The sequence below is a fragment of the Paenibacillus sp. FSL F4-0087 genome (genome assembly GCF_038020215.1).
Taxonomy (GTDB): domain Bacteria; phylum Bacillota; class Bacilli; order Paenibacillales; family Paenibacillaceae; genus Paenibacillus; species Paenibacillus taichungensis.
The window spans coordinates 92,172-116,992 of the sequence record NZ_JBBODJ010000001.1; the positions used below are offsets into that span (position 1 = coordinate 92,172).

Sequence of the window (24,821 nt, forward strand, 5' to 3'; positions counted from 1 at the left end):
AGTAACATATATGAACCAAAACCGACCTGTTCAAATGGGTGTTGATTATTATCCTGAACATTGGGACCCTAATCTGTGGGAGCAGGATGCCCGATTAATGGCCGATAGTGGTGTACGCATTGTACGTGTGGGTGAATTTGCCTGGAGTCGAATGGAGCCTGCCGATGGACAATTCGATTGGACATGGCTTGATCAGGCGCTCGATACCCTTCATCGCAATGGGCTCCAGGTGGTGATCGGTACACCAACGATGACACCACCACGCTGGCTCACTGAAAAATGTCCTGATATTCTGCCGGTCTTAGCAAGTGGACAGTTGTACCACGAAGGAGTCCGCGGTCACCGCTGTTATAACAGTCCGAGCATGCGGACGTACAGTGCACGAATTGTCCAGAAACTGAGCGAGCGATATTCAGGACATCCGGCTGTGATTGGCTGGCAGACTGATAATGAGTTCAGTTTCACGGATTGTCAGTGTACTGCTTGTTCAGAGGCTTTTCGCGAGTGGGTTCGTGCCCGTTACATTTCATTAGGGCAGCTCAACCAGGCTTGGGGTACGGTTGTCTGGAGTGGAGAATACAGCGATTGGAAACAGGTGACGCCACCATATGGCGGCTCTCCGTTTCAGAATCCTTCGTTCCTGCTGGACTACTCCCGTTTTCAGTCGGATTCTATTGTGGCTTTTCAAAGCATCCAAATCGAGATCATTCGGCATAACTGTCCCGATCATTTTGTCACTCATAATTTTCATAGCTATCCGCAAAAGGCAGATCAATATAAAATCGGTCAGGATCTGGATTTCGCCTCTTTTGATTACTATCCCAACCCTTCACCGAACAAAACGGACACCGCACCTTACAGTGGTGCTTTGTCGTTAGATCTGACACGTGGCATCAAACGCCGCAATTTCTGGATTATGGAGCAACTTAGCGGACCTCCGGGATGCTGGTTTCCGATGTGGCGCACACCCCAGCTCGGCTTCTTGCGTGCTTACTCATGGCAGACTATTGCCCGTGGAGCGGATGCGGTTGTGCATTTCCGCTGGCGCAGTGCCACTATAGGAGCAGAACAGTTCTGGCATGGACTAATTGATCACAGCAATGTTCCAGGGCGACGGTTCAAGGAGTTTCAGCAATTGTGTACCGAAGTGAACAGTCTGGGTGAACGCCTTCAAGGCTCTACATTGCAGAACGAAGTTGCCATCCTGCATTCGCATAATCAGTTAAACGCTCTACGAATTCAGCCACAGGCGGAAGGACTGGAGTACTACGAAAATATAAAAGTATGGCATCGTGCCCTGACCAAATGGGGAATCAGTACAGATGTTATTCATTCCTCGGAAGCGCTGGATGGCTACAAAATCATCATCGCACCGCACTTGTATCTGCTGGACGAGAACACCGCAGAACGTCTGCAAGCTTTTGCAGCGGATGGTGGCATATTGGTCTTAACGCATCGCACCGGTGTCAAAAACGATAACAACGTCTGTGTCATGGCGCCACTTCCAGGTATGTTATCTGCTTGCTCGGGCGTGCGGGTTGCCGAATATGATCCCATCGGTGCTGACCAAATTCAGATTCGGGATGAGAAGGGCAATACATATGCTGCCTCACAATGGGCTGATGTGTTGGAACTGGACACGGCACAGGCAATTGCAGTTTATGTGGATCAATTTTATGCCGAAAGTGCAGCTGTTACCCAGAACAACTGGGGTGAAGGTGCTGTCTATTATGTGGCGACCCAGCCGGATGAAGCTTATCTGAGCCAGTTATTGCGAACCATCGCTGAACAATGTGGGCTGTCCGAGATGCAATCCCTACCAGACGGTGTCCAGGTGACAACCCGCTCAGGACCGAATGGAACGTTTCGTTTCATCCTGAATTTAAGTCCTGAAACTGTCTCCATTCCGTTGCAAGCATCATACACCAGTGCATTGGATGGAACTATGAAAGGACCTCGATTGGAACTGGGACCGTATGATATCGAAATCTTGGAGATTCAATAATATGTAACCTCTCTGCAGCTTAAAAGAAAATGAACCACGAAAAGGCCCGGGTATGCACATCAAGTGCATCCGGGCCTTAAAGAATTTGCAGAAACAGCCTGTCCTCATTGTGTTTCTTTATTCATTTTAATAATCCATTCAGCCAAATCCTGTGTCTGTTTCAGGAGAGCAATTGGGTCACGGAACCAGGACTGCTTTTCAGTCCATATGTACACTCTTCCATTTTTGACAGCAGGCAATGACCCCCATACAGGGTCTGCCTGTAAAGCTTCAAGATTTGATTCACTCGTCAGAATGATGTAATCGCCTGCGTATTTGGAGAGCAGCTCAATTGAAAATTCATGATAGGCGCCTTGCATTAAATCGGCAGGTACAACTGCGGGTGCCTGCAAACCAAGCAACTCGTAGATGTTACGCCCTCCTCGGCCCGATTGATTGCCAAAAATAAATACTTGGCGATCATATTCCTGCATCACAGAGAATGTAGTATCAGCTGGAACGACGTCATGCACTTCCTGCTTTATTTTAGCAATCTCTTGATCGAATTCCTCGAGCCATTGCTTTGCCTCAGCCTGTTTGCCAAGTACATCGCCAAAATAAGTGACCTCTTCCTTCAGTGTTGGGAAAGTAATCGATGCAATAGAGACTGTTGGTGCAATCTTGCTGTATTTTTCAAAAGCCGCTTTGTCTGGATTCAAGGTAATAATAAGATCTGGCTCCAGTTCCATGAGCTGTTCAATGGAGTCACCGATCGTTTCTAATCCATCCAAATGCCCTTCCAGATAAGGGCTATTCATGAGAAATTGTCCTCCAGCAATGGGTTTGACACCAAGAGCAAGAACCGTTCCCAAATAGTCAATGGCAGCGACTCGCTCTGGATGTACAGGAACCTCCACCTCTCCAAATGTTGTATTTACGGTTTTCGTTTCCATCGTTGTCGGTTGTTCGGGTTCAGCCGCAGTCTCTGGTGTTTCTGCCTCTTGCCCGGTTGTCCCACAAGCACTTAATGTAAACACAAGCACTAGTGACATGATGGCTGATCTTAACTGGTTAAACATGTTGATTTCCTCATCTCCATTATATTGATAATGATAATCATCATCAATTAAAGGATAACGTTCTGTTCCTCCTGTTACAATGGATTCATTTGTTGCATTTACTGTACTTTTTGAAACTCCACTCGTGTTCTCCCGCTGCTTCACTCGATATTGTCCTGGAGTGATTCCCATCTCTTTCTTAAAAATCCGATTGAAATAAAAAGGGTCCGGATAACCCACATAGGTTGCAATCTCTTGTAGTGAAGCCTCCGTAGCGGACAGCAGAGACCTAGCCTCTCCAATTCTCAACCGGATCAAATATTCGGTCGGTGTAACGCCGGTCTGTTCTTTGAATTTTCGTGACAAATATTGCGGGCTGTAATTCAAAGACTGAGCAAGGGAATCAAGCGAGATCGATTCACGAAAATGAGTTGTTATGTAACGTAAAACCTGATCCGTCAAAGAAAGTTGTTGACCTTCATATGCCACTCGTATCTGCTGGTTCAATACAAGCTGTATCAGTTGAAAGAAGTACCCTTTCACCTGGATTAGACCCAGTTGGTCCTGTCGGGTCCAGCAAATATGTATATTCCGAACAAGTTCATGCAACTGAAGCGCAGTGTCCGGCTCTAGTCCCCAGGAACGTTCAAAGGGATTGCTCTGTAACAGCATCATCCGGTAGTCCAGAAGAACGTTGGAGGGCAGCGTTGATTTGTAGAAAATCAGATATACCTCTATAACTCCGGTTGCTTCAAGCGTAAGACGCCTTCCTTTGCCTCCATGCACCAATAGAAATTTGCCTGTAGACCACACCTCTTCATCCAACCAAATTTGACCCTTGCCATTTACATACACAAATGCACTGGTTGGTAATACATAATTTCGATAACTTTCGTTCGTTGTTAATGATATAAGACGGACATCAAGCACCCGTACCTGAACCTGATCCCACAGCTTGATATCATCCTGAATTCCCATATAGACTTCCTTTCTTAAGCGATATAACACGCCCAATGCCCAACCATTGTGACAGAGATACTCACTTATAATTGATAATGATTATCAATTATAACAATCTTGTTCATAACTTTGAAGTCCATTTCCCTTTTAGCACTGGAAAATAAAAAACCGTCGAAATCCCCCTATGGGAGATCTCAACGATTTTGCTGCTTCGTCTATAATTACAATTTGATAAAGTCAGCCATGGAACGAACCTGGATGGCCCCCGCCTTGGAGACAGCACCATTAGATCCTTGCAATTCCTCTCTGGATGTAAACTTGACCTTTACCGGAATGCCAGGAATGAGGTCGAAGAAATTGTCCGAGAACACCCCTTCTGCCTCAGTAGAAATCCATACTTGTTTTGCAAGCACATCACTTTCCAAAACCAGATGCACGCCATCATTCTCGGTAACTTCGGTTACTTTAATTTGCGCTGGTTGCAGTGCAATGTCCTTTGATGGTGCAAAATAATGCTCCTGTACGATGTCGGCTACCCCATCCTGCTTCAGATCAATACGCAGCAATGTTGTTGCAGCATCGCGGCCTTCCAGCCATTCCGCCTGGCTCAATGACAGCACCTGTTGACCAGAGTTGGATGCCAGAGCGACTTCATGCTCTTCCTCACGATATACTGTGCCATCAAAGCCAATCAGGCGTACCTGGAGTTTGCCTTTCACAGGTTCAAGCTGATCCGAGATGAGGTAAATATCTGTCACATCTTCCTTCGTACCATCTACCGATACCAAGATATCGCTGAAGCTGCGTTTCGCGTAATATTGCAATGCTTTCCAGCGTCCAAAGTAATCCATACCCGCCCAGGAAGCCACCGGCCAGCAATCGTTCATCTGCCAGTAGAGCGTTCCCATACAGAACGGTTTGCGACGACGGTGGGCCTCAATGGCTGTTTTCATTGCCTCAGCCTGAAGCACTTGGCTCATATAGAGGAAGGATGGGAAATCTTTCGGTTCATGCATGTACATATCCATGTATTGTTTGATCAGACGATTACCTGCCCCGTTCTTCTGATGGGCCAGCATGACTTCAGACTCCAATGCTAGATCCTCTTCCTCCGCATACTTGCGAACCGAAGCGTATTCAGGGAAGGACTGGAAGCCATACTCACTCATGAAGCGACCCACATGAACGTTGTAGTTCTCAAAGGGCTCCACATTATGCCACACACCCCAATAATGGATATCCCCTTCTGATGTGGATGGGTGAGCATGCTGTTTCTCGTCTCCCGACAGTGATACCAGTGGTGAAGAAGGCCAATAATCCACACCAGGAGCATAGGCTTCAACCACTTCAGGCAAAAGATCATGGAAAATAGCTTCGTAATCCGCCCAAATGCGTTCTCTTTGCTCCGCGTTGTAATCTTTTTTCCAACCCCAGCCGCCATCCTCAATGTAATGTGCCCACGCTGAATCAATCTCGTTATTGCCACACCACAGCACAATGCTTGGATGATTACGCAGACGTTTCACATTATCAATCGCCTCATGCTTCACACTGTTCAGGAAAGCCTCGTCTCCAGGATACATGCTGCATGCAAACATAAAGTCCTGCCACACGAGCAAACCATATTCGTCACACAATTCGTAGAATACGTCTTCTTCATAGAAGCCACCACCCCATACACGGAGCATATTCATGTTCGACTCGGCAGCAGATACAATCTCATGAAGATAGCGCTCACGTGTCACTTCTGTTATGAAGCTATCATTGGGAATGTGGTTCGCACCTTTGGCAAACACAGCAACTCCGTTTAACTCAAAATAAAAGGATGCTCCCGCTTCATCTTTGTCACGAACCAGACGAATGGACCGAATACCCGTTTTTACTGTGGACTCAGCCACAGCATGTTCGCCCTGGATCACTTCCGTATGGAAAGAATACATATGCGGGTCACCCAATCCGCGGCTCCACCACAGCTTCGGTTCATCAATGGAGATTGAAACTTCCACAGTCTGCACGCCCGGTTTCAGGGTTACAACCTGCTCCCAGCTCTGTTCATCCGTTCCTACTCGAATAACCGTTTCTATCGATTGCGTAGACTCCACTTCCACGACTGCAGTGAGCGAAGCGGAAGCAGCGGTTACTTCATTTTGTTGAATGAATACATCATTAATTCGTACGTCTGTCCATCCTTCAAGGCGTGCTTCACGCCAGATTCCACTGGTTACAAAACGTGGACCCCAGTCCCAACCATAGTGATACGGGGCTTTTCGTGCAAAAATACTCACTCTTTTGTCGCCTAGTCCCCCCACGTCAGATTGATCATTCGATGCAGGCAGGGCATATCCGAGCTTCTCCAGCTTCGGCAGATCTTCATTGATCGGGGAACGAAAACGTATTCGGAGAACGTTGCCACTTGCCTTTACAACAGATTTCACATCGACTGTCCACACCCGAAACATATTGTCTGCCGACAACACATGTTGTTCATTCACGTAAACATCTGCATATGTATCCAGACCATCAAAGACCAGCTCCAGATGCTGCTGCGACAGCAGTGCTTCATTCACATCAAATTCCGTGCGATATTCCCAGTCTTTCTTATCGACCCATTGAATTTCTTTTTCGTTAGTTCCATAGAAAGGGTCCGGTATTTTATCTAATTTCAGCAAATCCGTATGCACACAGCCGGGTACGTGAGCCGGCATCCATTCCTGATCCTCACAAGCCTTGAACGTCCAATTCTGAAAAGTCTGCGATTGTAATTTGCTCATGACAGCCTCCGTTATCATTATTGAAGTAGTTTGAAAAAACAATTTGTTAGGTTTTGTTATCATAAAAACAAATAACTTACAAAACAAAATTAACACGATATACTCAATTTAGTCAATCTGTTTTGTGGATTATTTAAATAAACCTATCCGATAACAAAAAAAGACATGAAGCAAACTCTCCATGTCTTTTCACCCCATGTTTATAGCGTGATGGCGTGTGTTATTTTTATCATTTCTAAATTCACGTTCGTTAGCTTCACGGCAAAATAGCATTGTACTCATCACGAATGATTAGTTCCGAATAGATCAGCTTTCTTTCAAAAGGCCCGTCCGGATGTTCCAACCGCCACAATAACTGGTCCACTGCACGTCTGCCCAGATTCTCCTTATCGATATGCACCGTAGCAAGAATCGGCTCTTCTGTACGGGTATTATCGAATCCGGTTACTGCACAGCGCTCCGGCACCTCGATGCCCCTACTTTGGAGTGCACCAATCACAACAGCGGCCATGTGGTCGTTGGCACATACCATCACTTCGGGGATATTCTCCATCTTCATGGCGACAATCGATTCCCGAATGTGATCCAGATCAGGTCCCAGCAAATCTGCTTGCTGCGAGACCTGCAGCTGCATCTCTTCTAGTACTGAACGATAGCCGAGCCATCGCTCTCTGAAACTGGCTGCATCAGGCAATTCGCCAGCAAACTGTAGCCGTCTGTAGCCCTTTCCAACGAGCATCAAAACCAGTTCCTGCATGCATTTCATGTTATCTGTAAATATCGTATCTCCATGAATTGCCGGATCTTCATGATCAACCATCACAAGTGGAATGTGCAGTCGATAAATCTCAAGCAATACGGATGTGGAGATGGAACCTACGGTAATAATTCCGCTAATAGCTTCGGGATTCAGCACCGAAAACATACGATCCGAGGAAGGTTCCGTCAAGGTCAGGATATCCATGCCCTTCTCATTCAGGCGTGCAGATATCCCGTCAAAGATAGGACCCCAGTACAGGGAGGAACGATTCTGCGATCGAATGTTAGGAAACAAGATCAGAATAGTCCCCTGTCTATCTATCTTCATCTCCTGTTCAGCAGGGGTTTCCACTAGATAACGTTTCGGTTCCGCTTTGAAATATCCGAGCTGCCCTGCCGTCCTGACAATCATCTCCCGGGTATGTTCACTGACACCAGGTTTACCGGTCAACGCACGAGAGACTGCGAATTTGGATACCCCCGCAGCGTCGGCAATTTGCTGCATGGTTACTCTTTTGGCCATCTTTCTCACCCGTTTTTCCTTTATTTTTCATTTAGTGTAGCATAAAAAAAGAGATTCAACAAAACAAGTTATGAAAAGTTTCATTTTGTTAGGTTGAGGATTTGCTATAGATTCTTAAAATTCCTCAAATAAATAACAAAAAAAAGTTCCTCCACCACCTTCACAATGAAGTTGATGGAAGAACTCTTGCTTTATTTCTAAATTATACGCCCGGTGCTCCCTGATCTCCCAGTTCGGTCTGTAATGCTGTCCGCTTTCTGCGCCAGAATACCGGATAGGGGACTCTGATCTCTGTAATCAGAACACCAATGAGCATCAGTGCTGCACCCGCATACCCTTGCAGCGTAAGGGACTCCCCTTGAAAGCTAAAAGCAAATGCTGCGGCAAACAACGGTTCGAGCGAAAAGATCAGACTCGTTCTCGTTGGTGAAGCATGCCGCTGGGCAAGAGTCTGCAAAATGTAACCAATACCGCTGCACAGTACTCCCAGACCCAGAATGGCTGCCCAAGATTGAGGTGTGTCAGGTAAACGTGGTGTCTCCAACACAAATGTAGCAGCCAGCCCCCACAGGGCTGCAACGCCCAGTTGCACCGTCCCCAGCGTTAGTGGATCATGCTTCGGCGTATACTTGCCAGCAATCATAATGTAGATCGCGTACATTAATGCTGCGAGAATGCAAAGGATATCCCCCATATGCAGGCTAAGCTCATGTTGAAGTGTCAACAATGCGAGCCCAATTACCGCCACGAGAATACTTATCGTTAACCGCAAGTCTGGCATTCGTCGATGCAGAATTGTCGTCAGGATGGGCACAAAGATCACTGCCAAACTGATCAAAAATCCTGCCTGGGAAGCCGTTGTGCGCTGTACTCCATAAGTGATAAATACAAAGGCCGCGAATAACGCTGTTCCCATAATAGCCCCTGCTGCAAGCGTTCCTCGATCCATTCTGAACAGTCGCCGATGGAAAAGGACAGCTGCCGCAATAAAGGCAATTCCAAACCGGAAAGCGACCAGATTCAATTCCTGCATGGACTCCAGTCCTGATTTCATAAATAGATAGGATGATCCCCATATTACCGTTGCGAGCAGCATCTGCAAATCCGCTCTTCTTGATGCCTGACCTTGTGGTGCACGTACTCCGTTCATCTTGCTTCTACCTTCATTCTATGTATTGTAATCTAACCGAGGCTCTGTCGAACTAACTCGCCTTGGCAAGTATAAACGATCTCTTTGCATTATAAAAATGAATATTTATAATGATATATATGAAACGAACTCATGTATTAAATGAAGAGAGGAACGGAATTTTTCATGTCATTGGTCAAATACGAAATTTTGAATGCCGTAGTGGAATACGGCAGCCTCACCAAAGCAGCAGAAGCATTGAATATTACCCAATCAGCGGTCAGTCATGCGATCGCCAGTTTGGAGACCGAGTGTGGTTTTTCGCTGCTGAATCGAGGCCGCTCCGGTGTACGACTTACTGCTGAAGGGGAACGCATTCTGGGCTATACTCGTGAAATTCTGCGTTGGACGGAACTGATGAACCAGGAAATTTCACTAATTCGCGGCGCCGAGATTGGAACCGTTCGTATTGGCACATTCGCCAGTGTATCCACGCAGTGGCTGCCTGGCATCCTGAAGCAATTTCGCCTCCGTCATCCTGGAATCGAAATTAAGCTGTGGGAAGGGGACTACGCAGAAATTGAAGGCTGGCTGGCTGGAGGTGCCATCGATCTTGGCTTTCTGTCCCTTGGCGATTCTTCGCCTTTTGAGACGATTCCATTACAAAAAGACAGGATGATGTGCATCCTGCCTCTGGAACATCCACTCGCTACGGAGAAGGCTGTCTCATTTGATGTACTGCTGGAACAGCCCTTTATTTTGCCTAAATGGGGCGGTGATAACGAGATCGAACGGTTGATCCGACAGCATGCGGCCAAGCTGAATGTGGTCTATGAGGTCGCCGAAGATCAGGCCATCATGGCGATGGTTCGAAACGGTCTTGGCATCAGTCTTTTGCCTGAAATGGTTCTTCAACACCATACGAATGAACTCGCTCTTGTTCCACTCACTGGAAATCCTTATCGTACCATTGGCATCGCTTGCCCGTCTCTCACCAATCTGTCCCCCGCTTCACGTCGTTTCATTGAAGCGGTACAGGAATGGCTAGCTCCATCGTTATAATCGGTCCTCCGTTGACTCAACTGCCACTACTAATAAACTGTATAATGCCAATGACCAGCATGAGAATAAATACAACGGCAATCACAATTGCAAAACCAATCAGAAAGCGTACACCGGGTGAGCGTCTGTTCGCCTGTTGAGCTTCTGCCAGGTAATCCAACTTCTGCTCAAGCCGGTCAAGTCTTTCGTGCACTTGTTCTTGTTCGTGATTCGAATTCATCCAAGCCTCTCCTTTAGATTAGGTGTTATCGCTCGAATACAACAGTTCTAATCCCATACTCGATCCAGTTGATCTGCATAGAAACGGATGGCTCTGCTGTAGTCGTTTATTCCCTTATCCTTTGATGTATCGGCCAGTTGTACAAGCAGCCGTCTCATAGCCTCCGCATGCTCGCCCAGATTGTAGAGCACCATGGCAAGAAAAACTTCAAATTCCCGGTTCTCCGGGAATTCACTTAACCCCTTTTCAAACCAGGCCTTCGCCTGCTCGTACTGCCCCAGAGTCCGATACGTGCTGCCAAGTCCAAGTATGGAACCTGTCCTGTCCTCAACCGGAAGCCGAAGACTTAGAGCCTTCTCATAATGCGGTACCGCTTCCCGCTCCAGTCCAAGTGAATCATGAGCCCAAGCCAGCTGGTACCAAACCTGTGCATTGTCCGGTTCCTGTAACGCCAGTTCCTGCAGCAGCTCTATCGCCTCCTGCATTTTCCCCTCCGTTCTCAAGAGGATAGCCTGCTGTAAATCATTCATCTACTCCACTTCCCATTCTTCCAAAATCATTTTCCATAGTATAATTATAGCAAAAAAACACCCCGAGAAGTACGCCCGGGACAACCAGAGGTTGTCCAAGCCTATTCTACAGCGTGCTTTTTCGTAAGATGCCACAGCTAACTCGGCGTCTTCATATTCGAATATTTCACAAACATACAAAAGTGATGAATTGCTCAGGACCAGGTTGTATTTGCCACCATGACAATGAATACAACCATGAGATAATTGACGGAGATCAGAAAGTTAACCTTGGCCCATTTCTCATTATCCTGAGTTTTCAATCCGCTTAATGTATGGACAAACCAGATCAGACCACCAATGACGGATACAAGCAGAAACACAAGTCCAACGTAGTTGTAGTAATACAACAGAAATACAGCAGGAAGCAACAGAAACACGTAAGGAATCATCTGCACCTTTGTACGCTTCACACCTTTGACTACCGGCAACAGTGGGAAACCGGCTGCACGATATTCTTCCACCCTGCGAATCCCGAGTGACCAGAAGTGAGGTGGCTGCCACAGGAATAACAGCGCAAACAGCAACCAGGCACCTGCATCAATCTGATTGGTTACCGCACAATAACCGATTACAGGCGGCATAGCCCCCGCAATTCCACCCAATGAAGTACTCCAGGTCGAACTGCGTTTGAGCCACATCGTGTAGATCACGATATAAGCAAACCATCCGAGCAGTGCCATCCAACCGGATAACGGATTGACCAGGAAGTAGAGCAGTACAAAACCGACCACTCCAAGAACAATTCCATACCCCAATACAAACTTGGGTTTGAGATGATTGATGTAATCAATCCGTTTTTTGGTACGCTCCATCTTCTGATCCAATTCACGATCCCAATAGTTGTTAATGACACAAGCCGAAGCGATGACCAAGGTTGATCCAATCAACACCATGAGCAGAGATACCCAAGAGATATCCCATTTTGAAGCGACCCAGAACCCTACCGCTACCGCAAACACATTCAGCCGCAAAAGTCCGGGTTTCGTTAACGCAATCATGTCTTTAAGCATGAGAAGCCTCCTGAACTATGTAAAAACACCATTCCTATAATGATACATGTACATACCATGAATTACAATCTCCTTCATGAATTTGTCATAACCAAAAAGCATCCCTGCCGGTTCAACGGAACCGGAGGAATGCTTAACCGTTGCATTTTAATCTAAAGTTATGGAATGTACTGCTGTACAATTTTGGTCACTTTGCCATCCTGCACAGTAAGGTGATACGGGAATACGGACAAATCGAGAATATTGGTATTCTCATACAAGGATTCGAATTTGCTGAGCGCCACTGACTCATTCCATTGAATGTTGGTACCCGACACTGTTCCATCACGATCATACAACTGCATCAACACTTCAGCATTAGCACTTACTTCTACCTTTTCCTGCTCTTTGCTGTCATTGACAATATAATAACCATCAGGAGCACCATCTATACCGGAGTCCGGATTGCGTTGTTCAAAAACTTTATCAGCCTCTGCACCTTGGTACCAGCCAATCTTGTCTACAATCAAATATAACTTACCATCCTCATGCTGTATGTCTTCCACATACGCTGTAAACATCTCAGAGTTTGCAGCCTGCGCTTTGGCAGAAGCCTGTACAGAGTCTGAGCTCTCCTCAGCGTTCGCTGGTGTAAGCAAATATGTAGCAAGCACAATCATGCCAAGCAAAGCAACAGCCGCACCCAGCATTCGTAATTTCCATTGTTTCGCCGCGTTCTTCATAGGCAGCATCTCTCCTTATTATGAACGTTACTATTCCTTAACCGGAAGGCTTTCTCTTCAAACGCTCATATGAATATTTAATCTTTCTTTCTACTCTCCCTATCATACTGGGTGTACACACTGTAAAAGTATCAGCCAGATGAAAAATAGTTACAATAGATGTCATCAAAAAAAGAGACCCCAAATGCCACGGCATCCAGAGTCTCTATTGGCTTAGCTTTAGTTTCAGCTCAATCTTAATGATTCGGGGTTGAACCTTGTGCTAGACGTACAAGCATATGAGCCAGCATATGGCGCTCTTCCTCTTTCCCGACATTCCACAGTTCTTGCAGCAACTTCTCTTCACGGTTACGCGGCTCTTCCCGAGCTGCCAAATAGTCGGCTACTTTCTCGGCGATTTTGGCCATCTGCTCCTCACCCAGTCCAATCGATTCTCCCATTGCAATTCGTTTGCCCAGATATCCTTTAAAGGCATCAAAATTCTGTAAAATCTGTTCCCGTTCCTCCGGCGCAATCTTATCAATCGCATTGTCTACTTTGTCCGTTGAAACTTGGCCATCTTTATGGATAACATGATTTTGTTCATTCATCTGAAAAACCTCCTTGAGTATAATCGCTTTGTGGAATGTAAGCAAAATGCTTAATCATACCAGGTTATCTATAATATAAACTTCTCGCTGGAGATTAATCAGACCATTTCTATCCTTTATCCATCTATTGCTTCCTCAGAAATGCTCCGTAATCGCCATACTGCCAGAGCTCCCCACATATACAGTATGGCACTCAGATAAAATAATACATCGATCGTCAGCCAATCAATCAGCACACCGCCAACAATAACCGCAAATCCAGACGCGGCGGATGTCCAGAAATGATAGTTACCTACAGCTGGGCCTCGTTGCCCAGCCACCGTATAATCGGCGAGCAGCACCCGTTCACTCATTCGCTGCATCGCATTGCATATCCCCATCATCATTTGCAGCAGCAGCACCCAGATATAGGATATGACCCATGGAAAGGCAATCATGGCTGCAGCCATCCCCATCGAACTTACAATGAGCCACTGCTTGGCGTCTCGATCCATCCGGGGAGCGAGCCATTGTGAAGCAGCAGCCGAGCTGATTGTAAATACGGCAAAGGCAAGCCCATATTTGGAGAAGCTGTTACCCAGATTTTTGAGAAACAAAAGATAATACGGATAGATCATGCCCGAAGCGAGCGTAACAATACTTTGAGATCGAACAAGCCACTTGATATTCATGGATGATTTCCTCCATACTGCTCCATAAAATAGTTCATAAAAAGATGATTGGGGTCAACCTTTTCTTTAGCTGCAAAAAACTCATTCTTTCGTGGATAGGCCTGTTCGAATTGCTCTGAAGTTGCATAACCTGCATAGGGCAGATAATATGTTCCGTTATAACGAAGGACGACATCTATCAGCTGCTGCATACTGTCCTTGAACTTCCCTTGTTCTTCCTCGGACAATGAAGCGTGAAATAAACAGACAAGACCAAACATATCCTGCGTCGCATAGGAAAGCACAGCTTCTTCATCGTGTTTCACATACCTGACTGTAATGTTAAGCAGATCCAATTGCTCCTGTGATACAATCTCGCCCATCTCCTGAACAAATGCGGGAAAGGCTTCAACCGGAATAAAATATTCCTGCAGCAGATCATTTTCTCCCGGCTGATGATACTCCATGAAGGCAGACGCAGAAGACATAGCATTATTGCGGCTGAGCCTCTTGCCATCTTGTGACTCGAAGTACCGCTGCTGCAGCGGCCAAAACCAGGCGCGCCCCCATTCGAATTCACGATTCAGGTTGAACAGAAGTTTGCTGGGAAGCACGCCCCTTTCACGTTCATCCAGATGATTATAATCATCCAGTGAAACCGTTGGATCAGAGGCATAATTCAATGCATACATCTCGCGAAAGTAGCCTGCACCAGGCTGAACTGAAATTCGGGCCAGATGCATACTCATCATCGGATCTCCCAGGACATTCTTTTGAAAATAAGACGGATACTCCTCAACCTGCACCTGATCAGTTGTGAGACGGTAGACTTCGTCATCCGTTAACGTCAACGTAACGTCCAGAATCACGCCAAACAGTCCGTAACCGCCGAGAACAAGCGGGAAAAGCTCGGCATTCTCGGTGCGACTGACTAACCGAATCTGACCATCTGCTGTCAAGAGATGAAAGGAATCGACACTTTCAATCAAGGAACCCTGCTGAAGTTCACGACCGTGTGCATTTACACTGATAGATCCGCCTACGGTGAAAATATTTTGGGACTGCATATTTTTGACCGCCAGTCCATATGGGTTAATGGCTCGCTGTACATCAGCCCAGGTCGCCCCAGCCTGCACACACACCTTTTTGGCATCGATATTGACTTCCAGCACTTTGTTATACGAGGTCATGTCTATGACAATGCCATCTTTATAATAGGTGTGTCCTCCCTGACTATGCCGCTGCCCAGCAATCGATATCGTCAGGTTCCGCTCTCGGGCGTCCTGAAGCAGTTCAACGAGCTGTTGCTCTTCATGACCTTCAACTACACGTTCAACCTTAACCGGATGAAGGCGGCTGTAGTCGGTAATCAGATACGGATTCTGATCATTGCTATCCGTTCTCCAGTATGTCCACATACATAAAATCAGAAGTAACAGGAGCATGGTCATTTTTTTGAACAGATGAACTCCTCCCCTAACACTTAGCGTTTCAATTTGATTCAATTGGTTAATCGTTTACATATAGATTACAAGGATTGGATATGTTAAGGAACACCTTAAACATACCTGAATAAGGAGGGATTTTCCATGAATGAATATAAAAAAGAGCGAAAAAACAAAGATCTTGAGCCTGGTGTTAATACAATTCTGCACCCAGATCCGGACAATCCTGGCCCAACCGACATGATTGAAGAGGCCGTAGGAGAAATCGTAGACAATATCACCCATCCTCACAAAGGCAAAACGGCCGGGACCCGCGATACAAACAGCAAATAAATTCAGACCCTCCTTTTGCAAACAGCTTGCGTACAACGCAAAAAGTCCTCCAACCTTAGTCACAACGGTCGGGGACTTTTTTGTTTTTTCTATGAATATGGATGTTCACCATCTGCATTTTAATTTGCTTTTAAATCTGATTCACCTTGTTTTCCTTTTTCATCTGTTGCAATGCCTTGTGAATCCAGATCGCAGCAATCGAACCTTCACCCATGGCAACCGTAGCTTGTTCCGCGTGAAGGCCCAGATCCCCGGCAATCCATACATTAGGCGCGGCCTGCATACTGCGTGGGTTGGTTTCCACGTGTTTATTATCCGCGATGACGGCTCCAAGCTGCTCTGCCAGTTCATAATTTACACGATTGCCTCCAAACGCGATGAATCCACGCTCTGACTCATAAATCTGTCCATCTTCCGTCAGCACACCCGTAATATGACCATCTTCCATCTGTTGCACTTCTTGGACGGCGGCCTCAAGGTAACGAACTCCTGCCTCTTTCATGCTTCGATGAAGCTCAGCAGAGATTGGCGACTGCTCATGGTTAATGTACAACAATTCAGTCGTACGTTGAATCAAAACCATAGCCATATTTGCACCGGCTTCGCCTGCACCCAGCAATATCGTGCGCTGATCCTGAATCTCATATCCATCGCAATCCGGGCACACATATACTGTTCGTCCCAACGTAGGCCTTAATCCCGGAATGGCCGGTATCCTGTCCGTTAGTCCAGTTGCTAGTAGGACTGTTTTTGCCATATATTCAGAGCCGGAAGAGCCGAACAATTGAATTTGTTCTCCCCGGCGTCCTGCCTTTATGATACGGTCTTTCTCAAAAAACACTCCTGTCCGCTCTGCCTGCATTCTTCCTTTGGAGCGCAGCTCTTCACCGGATACTCCATCAGGAAAACCAAGAATATTATGATAGGTTCGGCATAACGTTGATCTGCCTTCTCCTGCGTCCACTACCAACACCCGATGGCAAGAGTAACGTCCCATCTGAATGGCTGCCTGAAGTCCTGCGAGTCCTCCACCTACTATGATGCAATCATACTCTCGCATGCTCCATCTCCCTCCTATGCTTCTATCTCTTATATGTTATTTGACAGTTCACTATCCTTCTATCCATTTACACCGTTCAACCAAAATCAAACGTGATCCATTACAACTTAGCTTTTACCAAAATAAAACAACCCAAACCATCCGTCTAAATAACGGTGCGTTTGGGTCGAAATTTAGGAAGGATTATAATACCGGAATTCAGAAAATGTATGATTCAAATCGTGAAGCATTCGAAATGGCATTCCATACATCTGCCGTCTCTCCGCCCATATACCAGTAGGCCAATCCGGCAATGTTACGTTCTCCGCTCATCATTACTTTCGCGGATAATGAACGACTATCCTCTGCCCATATATATCTCGGTGTCCCATTACTGTTGTAGCCGATGACATATTGAACCAGCTCTGCATCCCATCGTCTCACGGAACCTGAAGCTCGTGCACGAGTGCCCTGTTCTGACAAGGTGATGTCCCATGAACTGGCAGACGCATTAACGGAAGACCAATCCCGTGTATACAAAGGTAAAGCCAGGATTGTTTTGGCGCGAACGACCTCAGCGAGCATCGTATCCAGAGCCCTTTCAACCCAAGGAAGAGATGCCACAGACCCTGCTTGTGGATCGCCGTTCCAGTGCTCCTCATATCCCATCAGTACCATATAATCCGATACGGCGCCCAATTTCGCATAATCAAATGCATCGGTCCAGTCTGTCCCCAGATCGGGTGATACATCTACAGACACAACAGCACCCAGCGCATGCAGAGCCGTTGTCAGGGAAGTAATAAATGCAGTCATTCCTTCACGATCAGCTGGCAGTACGTTCTCGAAATCCACGTTAATGCCATCCAGTTTATATGTTTTCACATAAGATGTGACCTGTGAGATCACCGACGCCCGGTTGGATGAGCTCGATAACATCTGGTGGGTAAGGTCGGGGTTCGAACGATTGCCAAGCAACGGCCATACCTGTCGGTCTGTAGCAGATGCCCATGATACTAACGACGTGTCCGTGAGATCTGTGACTTTCATGCTGCTATTCAGGAAAAACCAACGGGGAACCAGTGTGTTTGCTTCAGACTGTTCGATCTGTTTCTTGAACTCAGCAGTAGAGGCGTTATATTGCCATCCTAGCTGAATACCGAGCTGATCCTCGCTTTTCAGCTGATCTGACCAGGTTTTCTTTTGCAAAATGGCATCCAGCATCACTGCTGCCTCTTCTCTGGTCACTTGGTCATGAGGTCGAAACTTGCCATCACTGCCGCGCATCAAGCCAAGTTGATATACGGTCTGCACATAAGGACGCGCCCAGTCGGATATCTCAGCTGCATCGACATACGTGGATGACAGAAGATTCGTTGATTTGGAGGATTGTTTCAGCATCCTCACCAGCAATGCAGCCGCCTCTTCCCGAGTAATGGAGGCGTTGGGCTGGAACACGCCCTGACTTTTGCCTTCAAGTATGAAAAGATTGGTCATGGCTGCAACGTTTCCGTAGTACCAAGCGCTCATGCTAACATCGTTATAAGGATTAATATTGTTTTTAACAGGTTTCAAACCCAGTAGTCTCACAGCAAATGTTGAAAATTCAGCACGAGTGACTGCCTTTTTGGGTTCAAACGTATTCTCGGAGGTGCCGGCAGCAATTCCCGCCTTAACCAGATGTGCAATGGCATCCTTGGCATAACTGGAGCTTGTATCCTTGAAAACCTGTTGTGTTGCTGCTGCCTGAGCTGTGGATTCACCGATGGAGATTGATCCTATCACCAGTACACCGCACAAAATAGCATTCCATAGCTTTCGCCGGGTACGTTTAAATATTCTATTATTCACATCAAAAAGCCTCGCTTCATTGGAGTACGATCTACATCATCGTATCAAATTGAAGCGAGGCCGTATGTGGTTAAATATTGGGAAATTCGCTGAGCGAGTGCTCCTCCATTTTTTTGTGAATCGAGGTCACATTCGGCTTCTGGCGAAAGTCTTACTTGTGTACTTTTACACGTTGTTCAATCGGTTGGAATTCTTTCTCGCCTGGTGTTGCTGTTGGTTTGCCGAATGGCATTTGAGCGATCAGTCTCCAGTTCTCCGGAATGTTCCACTCTTGTTTGACCTTCTCGTCAATTAACGGGTTATAGTGCTGCAGGGAAGCGCCCAGACCTTCTTGTTCCAAAGCAGTCCAGATCACCAGTTGCAACATACCGTTGGATTGGTTCGCCCAGATCGGGAAGTTATCCGCATAAGCCGCAAAATTTTGTTGAAGCTGCGCAATCACATTGTTGTCTTCGAAGAAGAGTACTGTACCGTATCCGCTGCGGAATCCAGCCATTTTTTCAGCTGTAGATTTGAAGGCTTCTTCATTGCCAACCACTTCACGCAAAATTTCTTCGGTGTGATTCCACAATTTGTCGTGTTGTTCACCGAGCAATACTACGGCACGAGATGTTTGTGAGTTGAATGAAGTCGGAGTGTATTTTACCGCTTCTTCCACGATTTCCTGGATTTTAGCATCCGAGATTGTGGATTCCTTGCTGATTCCATAATAAGATCTTCTGTTTTTCAACGCTTCAAAGAAAGATGTAGACATTAAACATTCGCCTCCCAAAATGGTATTTCCTAATTTGCCAACACAGTAACTATAATATAGTAACATACATTAGTCAACAAACTATTTTATTTTCACTAAATGTACATTTTATTTTTTTTCAAACAGCTATTGCATAAATCTGATCACTTGGTTTCGCGGTAATCTGCGCGATATTTCTCTTCCGTTGACGAATTGCTCTTGGTCTGATCTTTATTCTTCTCTTCCTGCTTCTCCATGTTCAGATCTTCCATCGGAATGGGGTCCACCGTCTGCTCTTCTTCATGCCGATCAAGCAAACTTTCCTTCTCTGTTGGATACTGCTCCGGATTATCATGGGAACGATCCTTATGTGCATCCTTGTTATTTTGATCTGGTGTGCGCTCTTTCATTCGTGATTCCTCCTCAGTTTTCATTTACCCTTCTTTTACCTTTTCTGTCTGCCTTCTAAACACGGCGCGAACTATGCGATGAACGTAACAGGTGCATCTATATCTGCATCAGGAGGTAAAAATAGAAAAAAAGCCAACCAGAACGGACTGGTTGACTTCATCTACTTGTATTCAGTTCCATTTTATTGATTACTGGGCGAAGCGGTTGAGTCTGCGAGACTTAATTTGGCTTCAAAAATAATGCTCTCATTCTCTTCAGCCAATCTTCCTCGGACCCACACAGTTCCCTCTGTAACCTCTGAACGCTCAACAATCATTTGCTCCTGCATACGAATCTCACGATGATATGAAATTTGCAGGCGGCTCATACCTGAAGCCAGTTCATCCAGTGTTAATGCATCACAACATACGTCTGCATATCGGGCGTTGTTCATATGACCATTACTGTCTGTGCTGCTGTATTGTACAGTTAAACGATATTGTTCCTGCAAGCTGAGTTCAGAGGGAACTGTCACTTTAGCAGGGGCTTCACCTAAAGATAAATCAGGATGCGATTTCACTTCAAAAGGTAAAGCTGAAGTTCTGACGACTCTGCGTCTCTTTAGATCGACCAATGCCCAAGCCGTACGAGCTTCAGCCAGATGTGTGCCCTCTCGATCTGTGAGGATATAATCCCTTAACCATGTCACACCTTTATTTTCTTTATGCCACGTCTGCAAGGATACTTCTTCTTCCAAGCGGGCTGGGCGTATGATCGTGACATCTGTCGTTAATAGCATCCAGCCCAATCCCTGATCGAGCATCTCCGATACGGTAACTCCCATGCCTGCTAAATCGCGGTCTGCTGCCAACTGCATATGTTCCAGTAAAGCAGATACACGACATTGTGATCTGTAATCGGCATCGGCTGATCCAATTCGGTAATCAAGCTTGAATGGTTTTTCTGATTGCACTTAGTAACCTCCTCAGGCTGTGCAGAAATAATTTCTGATCGGTAACACTACATTAATCAAACGATCGATGTAATTGACTGCGGTACAGATCAGGTGCACACCCTACGCTTTGTTTGAACATGCGACTGAAATGGGATAAACGTTTGAACCCGGCCAACCGGCTAGCCTCTGTCACACTGATATCCGGCTGGTATTGGAATAACAGCTTGGCCTGATTAATGCGGCGGTCATACACATATTTAAATATGGTACTGCCTGTCATTTCTTTAAACAATCCGGCCAGATAAGGCTTGGACAGATGAAGCTCACTTGCCAGATCATCCAGCCCAATGTCCTCCATATAATGAGTTTCGACATAACCAATGATATGTTGTACATGCCGCTCCTTATCGGAAGAGGGAAGGTGGTCCTCGACCCTGCCTCGGCAGATTCCAGCTATAACATACAGCAGGTCACATAAGCGAACGTGCATGCGTTCCTCTTTGAAATCACCCGGATTCACCATAAGCTGATGCAAACTCAGCAGCAAGGCTTCGAATTCGGAGCGAATATTGCCTGTGAGATTGATCCGGCAGTTTCTCAGTTCTTCGAACGGCTTTAACACTTCGCTCACCCGGTCCGGGTGCAGACTGCTGCGGATGGCCGAGGGATCAAAGTGCAGCGTCGTTCGCACATAAGGTCTGCCTGGCATTGGATGTGGCCGATGAAGGGTCATGCCGTGCATCAGGACCAGGTCACCCGGTTCAAGGTTGTAGACTCGATCTCCAATCAGATAGGTGCATTCGCCATCATGAAAATAGTACACCTCATATTGCGGATGCGAATGAAATCCATCCGATGCTCCTGGGTCGTACGTGCTGGTGGAGCGATAGCTATATTCCAATGGACCACTAAATTGCATTACACTTGGCACGTTCAAGTACCTCCTGTTCTGGAGAGGTTTCTTACCATTTTACCCGTTTCACATCATGTCGGATAGTACTGGACAGACTTTGAAATATAGAAGGCCATGCACATATCCGTTTGTTTGTACGGTACGTGTCATGGCCCTTTAGGATTGTGAAAGATAACTTACAGTAGTTGTTCAATACTCGTCTGGATCTCGTCAATCGAATCAACAGGTTCAAAACGTTTAACCACATGCCCTTCGCCATCAATCAGAAACTTCGTGAAGTTCCACTTGATCGCATCACCATGCAACCATTCCGGCGCTTTGTCCGCCACCATCAGCTTTAGCAGTTTCGCTTGCACATCTGACTCATCAAAACCTGCAAAAGGTCCCGACTTTTTCAAAAAGTCATACAACGGATGCGCCGCTTCTCCATTGACATCCATCTTGGAGAACATGGGGAATTTCACGCCATAGTTGATCTGACAAAAGGACTCCGCCTCTTCGCTGCTTCCCGGCTCTTGTTCCGCAAACTGATTACACGGGAAACCAATGATCTGAAGCCCTTGCTCTTTATACCGATCATAAAGCTTCTGCATATCGTCGAACTGATGTGTGTACTTACACTTGCTCGCTGTATTCACGATCAGTACAGGTTTTCCTTCGTATTGATAGAGTGGGAAACGTTCTCCACTCGTTTTGGTTACGCTAAAGTCATAGATGGTTGGCATAAAATTGGTGCACCTCGCGATGTTATGTAGTTATATAGACTCATATGAATTTCTATTATATACGAAATAGAAGATTCTGTATCGTAAAAAAGCCTATAACTACTGCAACGCTACGAACAAATCAATCTCATTATTGGGATGATCAGGTTGATATCGTTCATCCCAAATTTCAAAATCATAGTCCTTCAGTTCATATCCCGTTTCACTTATCCATTGGCCATATAAATAATCATATGTAGCATCAAGCTCCGATTCAAACCCTTTGTGCGTACAAGTCACATATTGGCTTTCTTTGACTGCATGAAGAATCATATCAGGTGGGGCAGTGCTGTCTGCGAGTACCTCATAACCAATCAGATGTGTAAATACATCCTCCTTGGGATTGAAATCTGCGTCCATAGGATAAATCTGCATCAATATGACATTATCATTTTTCCGAAGCTGAATCTCCTCTTTTCTTTTGTGCAGTTGTTCATGATGTATCTTGCCAAGACCCGCTTCAAATGCTTCAACCGTGGCTTCAATTTTATACCCTACCACCTGAAAAGCGGGCAAAGTCACAACTTTAGCTTCCATATATGATCCCCTCCTTTTAGAACATGTCATAACTCAATGAATCAAAGCGAAATGTAATCACTCTAAACTTTCGTAGCGTTATCGAATCTATGTATTCCAAATTCTTTGAAATCCGATGTAAGTATCGCCTCTCTCAGTGGGTACAGATTTGGAGTAAATCTGAGTTCGATTCCTTTCTTAAATAATCTCTCTATTAAACCCTCCATGCGGTCTATATGTAGAGGCTTTGTAACCTCATATGAAATGTAATATCCAGCCGTTGCATCAAAGAGTTCAAAATTGGTGTCATCGAAATGGTACCTATATATAACCTGATTCATAATCCTCGGATACCATGAACTTTCAACCGTAATGATGATATCCGCATTAGAATGTTTGAAAAACTTCTCGTTATTCTCATCACTTAAAGTGTCTGTCATTTTACAGATAATTCTTGGGCAATCTCTTGGAAAGTAATATGAATATTCATGCTCTTCATCAATAGCCCACACCACTGCTGGAAATTCAGCTCTGTTTTGTTTCTCTCTTGGAATAAAAACTTGGATATCTGAAACCTCGCTAAAATGATAAAGCATTCAAGCACCTCACATCATTTAGTGATTCTTAAGCCTCAGGAAAAATACTCTTACATTCCAACACTGCTCCACTTCTCGTCACATAAAACGACAGAGGTCTCGATTTGTCTTTCGGGAACGTTCCAGTATTGAGTTAATAACTGCTTCTTCTCATCGGACGAAACTAGGGTAAAGCCATTCTTCAAATAGAATTTTATAGCCCATTCTGCTGAATCCCAGGTTCCTATTAATATCGGTTTATCGGTGGATGTCACCAGATGAGCCAACAGCTTTGTGCCTATTCCGCTCCCCCGTTGGTGAGTTCTTACATATGCGTGCCTGATTAAAGCAACATCACCTTTATCCTGAATTCCCATAACGCCCCATAATCTATTATTTTCTTCAAAGCCCCAGAATACAACGCCATCACGGATTTCCTGATTCAATTCTTGCAATGGCATGTAGGGTTCGTGATAGCGGTCCTCGGGAATTACACCCTGGTATGCCTTTGCTGCATCATTAATGATCTCAACCATTGTATCTGCGTCCATGCTGTTGCACAATCTGATCATGGAATATACCTCCTGAAGGTTATAATCTATTCATTGAACTATCTTAATGGATATACTAATTCAATAGGTTCATTGATCAATTCCTCTTTGAAAATATAATTATGATCTGCTCCCACAACACATAGAATTTTCTTACCCGGATTCGAATGATACGTGTTCTTCACACGTTGAATCATGATCTGATTTCGTACGATCCATCTAAAGTTATTTGCTTTTGGATTAATCTGATCCAACCATTCATATTTTTGTTTCGTCATAGTATCAAATGCATCCGAGTTAAAGGGAATCGACCCAACGTCATGTGTATTCATTTGTTTAGCAAACCATTCATCATCGATCTTCTCCAACGCTGCACGCTGCTCTTCTGAGAAGCCGTTAAATGGATCAAAAGCATTCCAGACATCTAACTCAAACCAGTCAATAGGCACAAACTCTATATTTCGTTCTTCGCATAATGGAAAGATAAGCTCCCAATACTCACTGGCTGGCTCCCCCCAGTATCCCTTATCCTGTTTATCCTTGATATACTTCTTCCAACTCTGGGGATGCACTTCACCGCAGATCATATCCGGGTTGAATTCTGTAATCAGATCCTCATACAGGGTAAGTGAACTATTATATTTCTCTCTTAATTCTTGATTATGAATTGTCCCCAAGATTCCAACGACCGTCATATCATTTCTCCTTTGTAGATGTTATATAATGTTGCTGAGATTCCTATGTAG

General features: G+C 45.5%; 25 protein-coding genes. 3 read left to right on the plus strand and 22 right to left on the minus strand.

Features of this window, described 5'->3' with window-relative positions; genetic code table 11:
* The first annotated feature begins 10 nt into the window (after nt 1–10).
* A complete protein-coding gene (locus MHB84_RS00390; RefSeq protein WP_076289665.1) occupies nt 11–2,005 on the plus strand; it encodes a beta-galactosidase in 1,995 nt (664 codons plus the stop codon).
* A gap of 104 nt (nt 2,006–2,109) precedes the next feature.
* Here the strand turns inward: MHB84_RS00390 and MHB84_RS00395 are convergent, their stop codons facing one another.
* The 4 genes from MHB84_RS00395 to MHB84_RS00410 form a co-directional block, all read right to left on the minus strand.
* Entirely contained in the window at nt 2,110–4,020 is a 1,911-nt protein-coding gene (locus tag MHB84_RS00395; protein ID WP_076289664.1) for an AraC family transcriptional regulator, read from the minus strand.
* A gap of 203 nt (nt 4,021–4,223) precedes the next feature.
* Nucleotides 4,224–6,773, minus strand: a complete 2,550-nt coding sequence (locus MHB84_RS00400; protein WP_076289663.1) for a beta-mannosidase — start codon at nt 6,771–6,773, stop codon at nt 4,224–4,226.
* A gap of 256 nt (nt 6,774–7,029) precedes the next feature.
* On the minus strand, nt 7,030–8,055 hold the full coding sequence (locus MHB84_RS00405) for a LacI family DNA-binding transcriptional regulator (RefSeq protein WP_076289662.1): 1,026 nt from the start codon (nt 8,053–8,055) through the stop codon (nt 7,030–7,032).
* A gap of 202 nt (nt 8,056–8,257) precedes the next feature.
* On the minus strand, nt 8,258–9,205 hold the full coding sequence (locus tag MHB84_RS00410) for a DMT family transporter (protein WP_076289661.1): 948 nt from the start codon (nt 9,203–9,205) through the stop codon (nt 8,258–8,260).
* A gap of 165 nt (nt 9,206–9,370) precedes the next feature.
* Here MHB84_RS00410 and MHB84_RS00415 point away from each other — a divergent pair, with 165 nt between their 5' ends.
* Entirely contained in the window at nt 9,371–10,246 is an 876-nt protein-coding gene (locus MHB84_RS00415; protein WP_076289660.1) for a LysR family transcriptional regulator, read from the plus strand.
* Between the two features lie 16 nt (nt 10,247–10,262).
* Here the strand turns inward: MHB84_RS00415 and MHB84_RS00420 are convergent, their stop codons facing one another.
* The 7 genes from MHB84_RS00420 to MHB84_RS00450 all read right to left on the minus strand — a co-directional run bounded on the left by MHB84_RS00420 (nt 10,263) and on the right by MHB84_RS00450 (nt 15,461).
* Nucleotides 10,263–10,466, minus strand: coding sequence for a hypothetical protein (locus MHB84_RS00420; protein WP_076289659.1), 204 nt, complete (start codon nt 10,464–10,466; stop codon nt 10,263–10,265).
* Nucleotides 10,467–10,513: 47 nt separating this feature from the next.
* Nucleotides 10,514–10,996, minus strand: a complete 483-nt coding sequence (locus MHB84_RS00425) for a tetratricopeptide repeat protein (RefSeq protein ID WP_076289658.1) — start codon at nt 10,994–10,996, stop codon at nt 10,514–10,516.
* 194 nt (nt 10,997–11,190) lie between these two features.
* Nucleotides 11,191–12,048, minus strand: a complete 858-nt coding sequence (gene cyoE, locus MHB84_RS00430; RefSeq protein ID WP_076289657.1) for a heme o synthase — start codon at nt 12,046–12,048, stop codon at nt 11,191–11,193.
* Nucleotides 12,049–12,206: 158 nt separating this feature from the next.
* Entirely contained in the window at nt 12,207–12,770 is a 564-nt protein-coding gene (locus MHB84_RS00435; RefSeq protein WP_083678925.1) for a hypothetical protein, read from the minus strand.
* Nucleotides 12,771–13,006: 236 nt separating this feature from the next.
* Nucleotides 13,007–13,360, minus strand: a complete 354-nt coding sequence (locus tag MHB84_RS00440) for a DUF3243 domain-containing protein (protein WP_072732493.1) — start codon at nt 13,358–13,360, stop codon at nt 13,007–13,009.
* A gap of 116 nt (nt 13,361–13,476) precedes the next feature.
* Entirely contained in the window at nt 13,477–14,031 is a 555-nt protein-coding gene (locus tag MHB84_RS00445) for an MFS transporter (protein WP_076289656.1), read from the minus strand.
* On the minus strand, nt 14,028–15,461 hold the full coding sequence (locus MHB84_RS00450) for an FAD-binding oxidoreductase (RefSeq protein ID WP_076289655.1): 1,434 nt from the start codon (nt 15,459–15,461) through the stop codon (nt 14,028–14,030). The genes MHB84_RS00445 and MHB84_RS00450 overlap by 4 nt, the downstream gene beginning before the upstream one ends.
* A gap of 138 nt (nt 15,462–15,599) precedes the next feature.
* On the opposite strand from MHB84_RS00450, the gene MHB84_RS00455 reads away from it, so the two are divergent.
* Nucleotides 15,600–15,788: a hypothetical protein gene (locus MHB84_RS00455; RefSeq protein ID WP_076289654.1), complete on the plus strand. Its 189-nt coding sequence runs from the start codon at nt 15,600–15,602 to the stop codon at nt 15,786–15,788.
* Nucleotides 15,789–15,918: 130 nt separating this feature from the next.
* Here MHB84_RS00455 and MHB84_RS00460 read toward each other — a convergent pair whose 3' ends face one another.
* The 11 genes from MHB84_RS00460 to MHB84_RS00510 all read right to left on the minus strand — a co-directional run bounded on the left by MHB84_RS00460 (nt 15,919) and on the right by MHB84_RS00510 (nt 24,770).
* Nucleotides 15,919–16,848 carry an NAD(P)/FAD-dependent oxidoreductase gene (locus tag MHB84_RS00460; protein ID WP_076289653.1) on the minus strand — a complete coding sequence of 310 codons (930 nt, stop codon included), beginning with the start codon at nt 16,846–16,848 and terminating at the stop codon, nt 15,919–15,921.
* A gap of 198 nt (nt 16,849–17,046) precedes the next feature.
* Nucleotides 17,047–18,678: an S-layer homology domain-containing protein gene (locus MHB84_RS00465; RefSeq protein ID WP_256716833.1), complete on the minus strand. Its 1,632-nt coding sequence runs from the start codon at nt 18,676–18,678 to the stop codon at nt 17,047–17,049.
* Between the two features lie 151 nt (nt 18,679–18,829).
* Complete coding sequence (locus MHB84_RS00470) at nt 18,830–19,432, minus strand: nitroreductase family protein (RefSeq protein WP_076289652.1); 603 nt, start codon at nt 19,430–19,432, stop codon at nt 18,830–18,832.
* Between the two features lie 143 nt (nt 19,433–19,575).
* Nucleotides 19,576–19,821: a hypothetical protein gene (locus MHB84_RS00475; RefSeq protein ID WP_076289651.1), complete on the minus strand. Its 246-nt coding sequence runs from the start codon at nt 19,819–19,821 to the stop codon at nt 19,576–19,578.
* Nucleotides 19,822–20,003: 182 nt separating this feature from the next.
* Nucleotides 20,004–20,774 carry an acyl-[acyl-carrier-protein] thioesterase gene (locus MHB84_RS00480; protein ID WP_076289650.1) on the minus strand — a complete coding sequence of 257 codons (771 nt, stop codon included), beginning with the start codon at nt 20,772–20,774 and terminating at the stop codon, nt 20,004–20,006.
* 52 nt (nt 20,775–20,826) lie between these two features.
* Entirely contained in the window at nt 20,827–21,687 is an 861-nt protein-coding gene (locus MHB84_RS00485; protein ID WP_083678924.1) for a helix-turn-helix domain-containing protein, read from the minus strand.
* A gap of 158 nt (nt 21,688–21,845) precedes the next feature.
* Nucleotides 21,846–22,394, minus strand: a complete 549-nt coding sequence (locus MHB84_RS00490; protein ID WP_076289649.1) for a glutathione peroxidase — start codon at nt 22,392–22,394, stop codon at nt 21,846–21,848.
* Between the two features lie 99 nt (nt 22,395–22,493).
* Complete coding sequence (locus tag MHB84_RS00495; protein WP_076289648.1) at nt 22,494–22,970, minus strand: GyrI-like domain-containing protein; 477 nt, start codon at nt 22,968–22,970, stop codon at nt 22,494–22,496.
* A gap of 62 nt (nt 22,971–23,032) precedes the next feature.
* Entirely contained in the window at nt 23,033–23,545 is a 513-nt protein-coding gene (locus MHB84_RS00500) for a DUF6886 family protein (protein WP_076289647.1), read from the minus strand.
* Nucleotides 23,546–23,595: 50 nt separating this feature from the next.
* A complete protein-coding gene (locus MHB84_RS00505) occupies nt 23,596–24,096 on the minus strand; it encodes a GNAT family N-acetyltransferase (RefSeq protein ID WP_076289646.1) in 501 nt (166 codons plus the stop codon).
* Nucleotides 24,097–24,134: 38 nt separating this feature from the next.
* On the minus strand, nt 24,135–24,770 hold the full coding sequence (locus MHB84_RS00510; RefSeq protein WP_076289645.1) for a hypothetical protein: 636 nt from the start codon (nt 24,768–24,770) through the stop codon (nt 24,135–24,137).
* Nucleotides 24,771–24,821: the final 51 nt, after the last annotated feature.

Bases quoted from the DNA above. Each gene is read 5' to 3' on its own strand.
- MHB84_RS00390 (WP_076289665.1), top strand. From the start codon at position 11: ATGAACCAAAACCGACCTGTTCAAATGGGTGTTGATTATTATCCTGAA.
- MHB84_RS00395 (WP_076289664.1), bottom strand. From the start codon at position 4,020: ATGGGAATTCAGGATGATATCAAGCTGTGGGATCAGGTTCAGGTACGG.
- MHB84_RS00400 (WP_076289663.1), bottom strand. From the start codon at position 6,773: ATGAGCAAATTACAATCGCAGACTTTTCAGAATTGGACGTTCAAGGCT.
- MHB84_RS00405 (WP_076289662.1), bottom strand. From the start codon at position 8,055: ATGGCCAAAAGAGTAACCATGCAGCAAATTGCCGACGCTGCGGGGGTA.
- MHB84_RS00410 (WP_076289661.1), bottom strand. From the start codon at position 9,205: ATGAACGGAGTACGTGCACCACAAGGTCAGGCATCAAGAAGAGCGGAT.
- MHB84_RS00415 (WP_076289660.1), top strand. From the start codon at position 9,371: ATGTCATTGGTCAAATACGAAATTTTGAATGCCGTAGTGGAATACGGC.
- MHB84_RS00420 (WP_076289659.1), bottom strand. From the start codon at position 10,466: ATGAATTCGAATCACGAACAAGAACAAGTGCACGAAAGACTTGACCGG.
- MHB84_RS00425 (WP_076289658.1), bottom strand. From the start codon at position 10,996: ATGAATGATTTACAGCAGGCTATCCTCTTGAGAACGGAGGGGAAAATG.
- cyoE (WP_076289657.1), bottom strand. From the start codon at position 12,048: ATGCTTAAAGACATGATTGCGTTAACGAAACCCGGACTTTTGCGGCTG.
- MHB84_RS00435 (WP_083678925.1), bottom strand. From the start codon at position 12,770: ATGAAGAACGCGGCGAAACAATGGAAATTACGAATGCTGGGTGCGGCT.
- MHB84_RS00440 (WP_072732493.1), bottom strand. From the start codon at position 13,360: ATGAATGAACAAAATCATGTTATCCATAAAGATGGCCAAGTTTCAACG.
- MHB84_RS00445 (WP_076289656.1), bottom strand. From the start codon at position 14,031: ATGAATATCAAGTGGCTTGTTCGATCTCAAAGTATTGTTACGCTCGCT.
- MHB84_RS00450 (WP_076289655.1), bottom strand. From the start codon at position 15,461: ATGACCATGCTCCTGTTACTTCTGATTTTATGTATGTGGACATACTGG.
- MHB84_RS00455 (WP_076289654.1), top strand. From the start codon at position 15,600: ATGAATGAATATAAAAAAGAGCGAAAAAACAAAGATCTTGAGCCTGGT.
- MHB84_RS00460 (WP_076289653.1), bottom strand. From the start codon at position 16,848: ATGCGAGAGTATGATTGCATCATAGTAGGTGGAGGACTCGCAGGACTT.
- MHB84_RS00470 (WP_076289652.1), bottom strand. From the start codon at position 19,432: ATGTCTACATCTTTCTTTGAAGCGTTGAAAAACAGAAGATCTTATTAT.
- MHB84_RS00475 (WP_076289651.1), bottom strand. From the start codon at position 19,821: ATGAAAGAGCGCACACCAGATCAAAATAACAAGGATGCACATAAGGAT.
- MHB84_RS00490 (WP_076289649.1), bottom strand. From the start codon at position 22,394: ATGCCAACCATCTATGACTTTAGCGTAACCAAAACGAGTGGAGAACGT.
- MHB84_RS00495 (WP_076289648.1), bottom strand. From the start codon at position 22,970: ATGGAAGCTAAAGTTGTGACTTTGCCCGCTTTTCAGGTGGTAGGGTAT.
- MHB84_RS00500 (WP_076289647.1), bottom strand. From the start codon at position 23,545: ATGCTTTATCATTTTAGCGAGGTTTCAGATATCCAAGTTTTTATTCCA.
- MHB84_RS00505 (WP_076289646.1), bottom strand. From the start codon at position 24,096: ATGATCAGATTGTGCAACAGCATGGACGCAGATACAATGGTTGAGATC.
- MHB84_RS00510 (WP_076289645.1), bottom strand. From the start codon at position 24,770: ATGACGGTCGTTGGAATCTTGGGGACAATTCATAATCAAGAATTAAGA.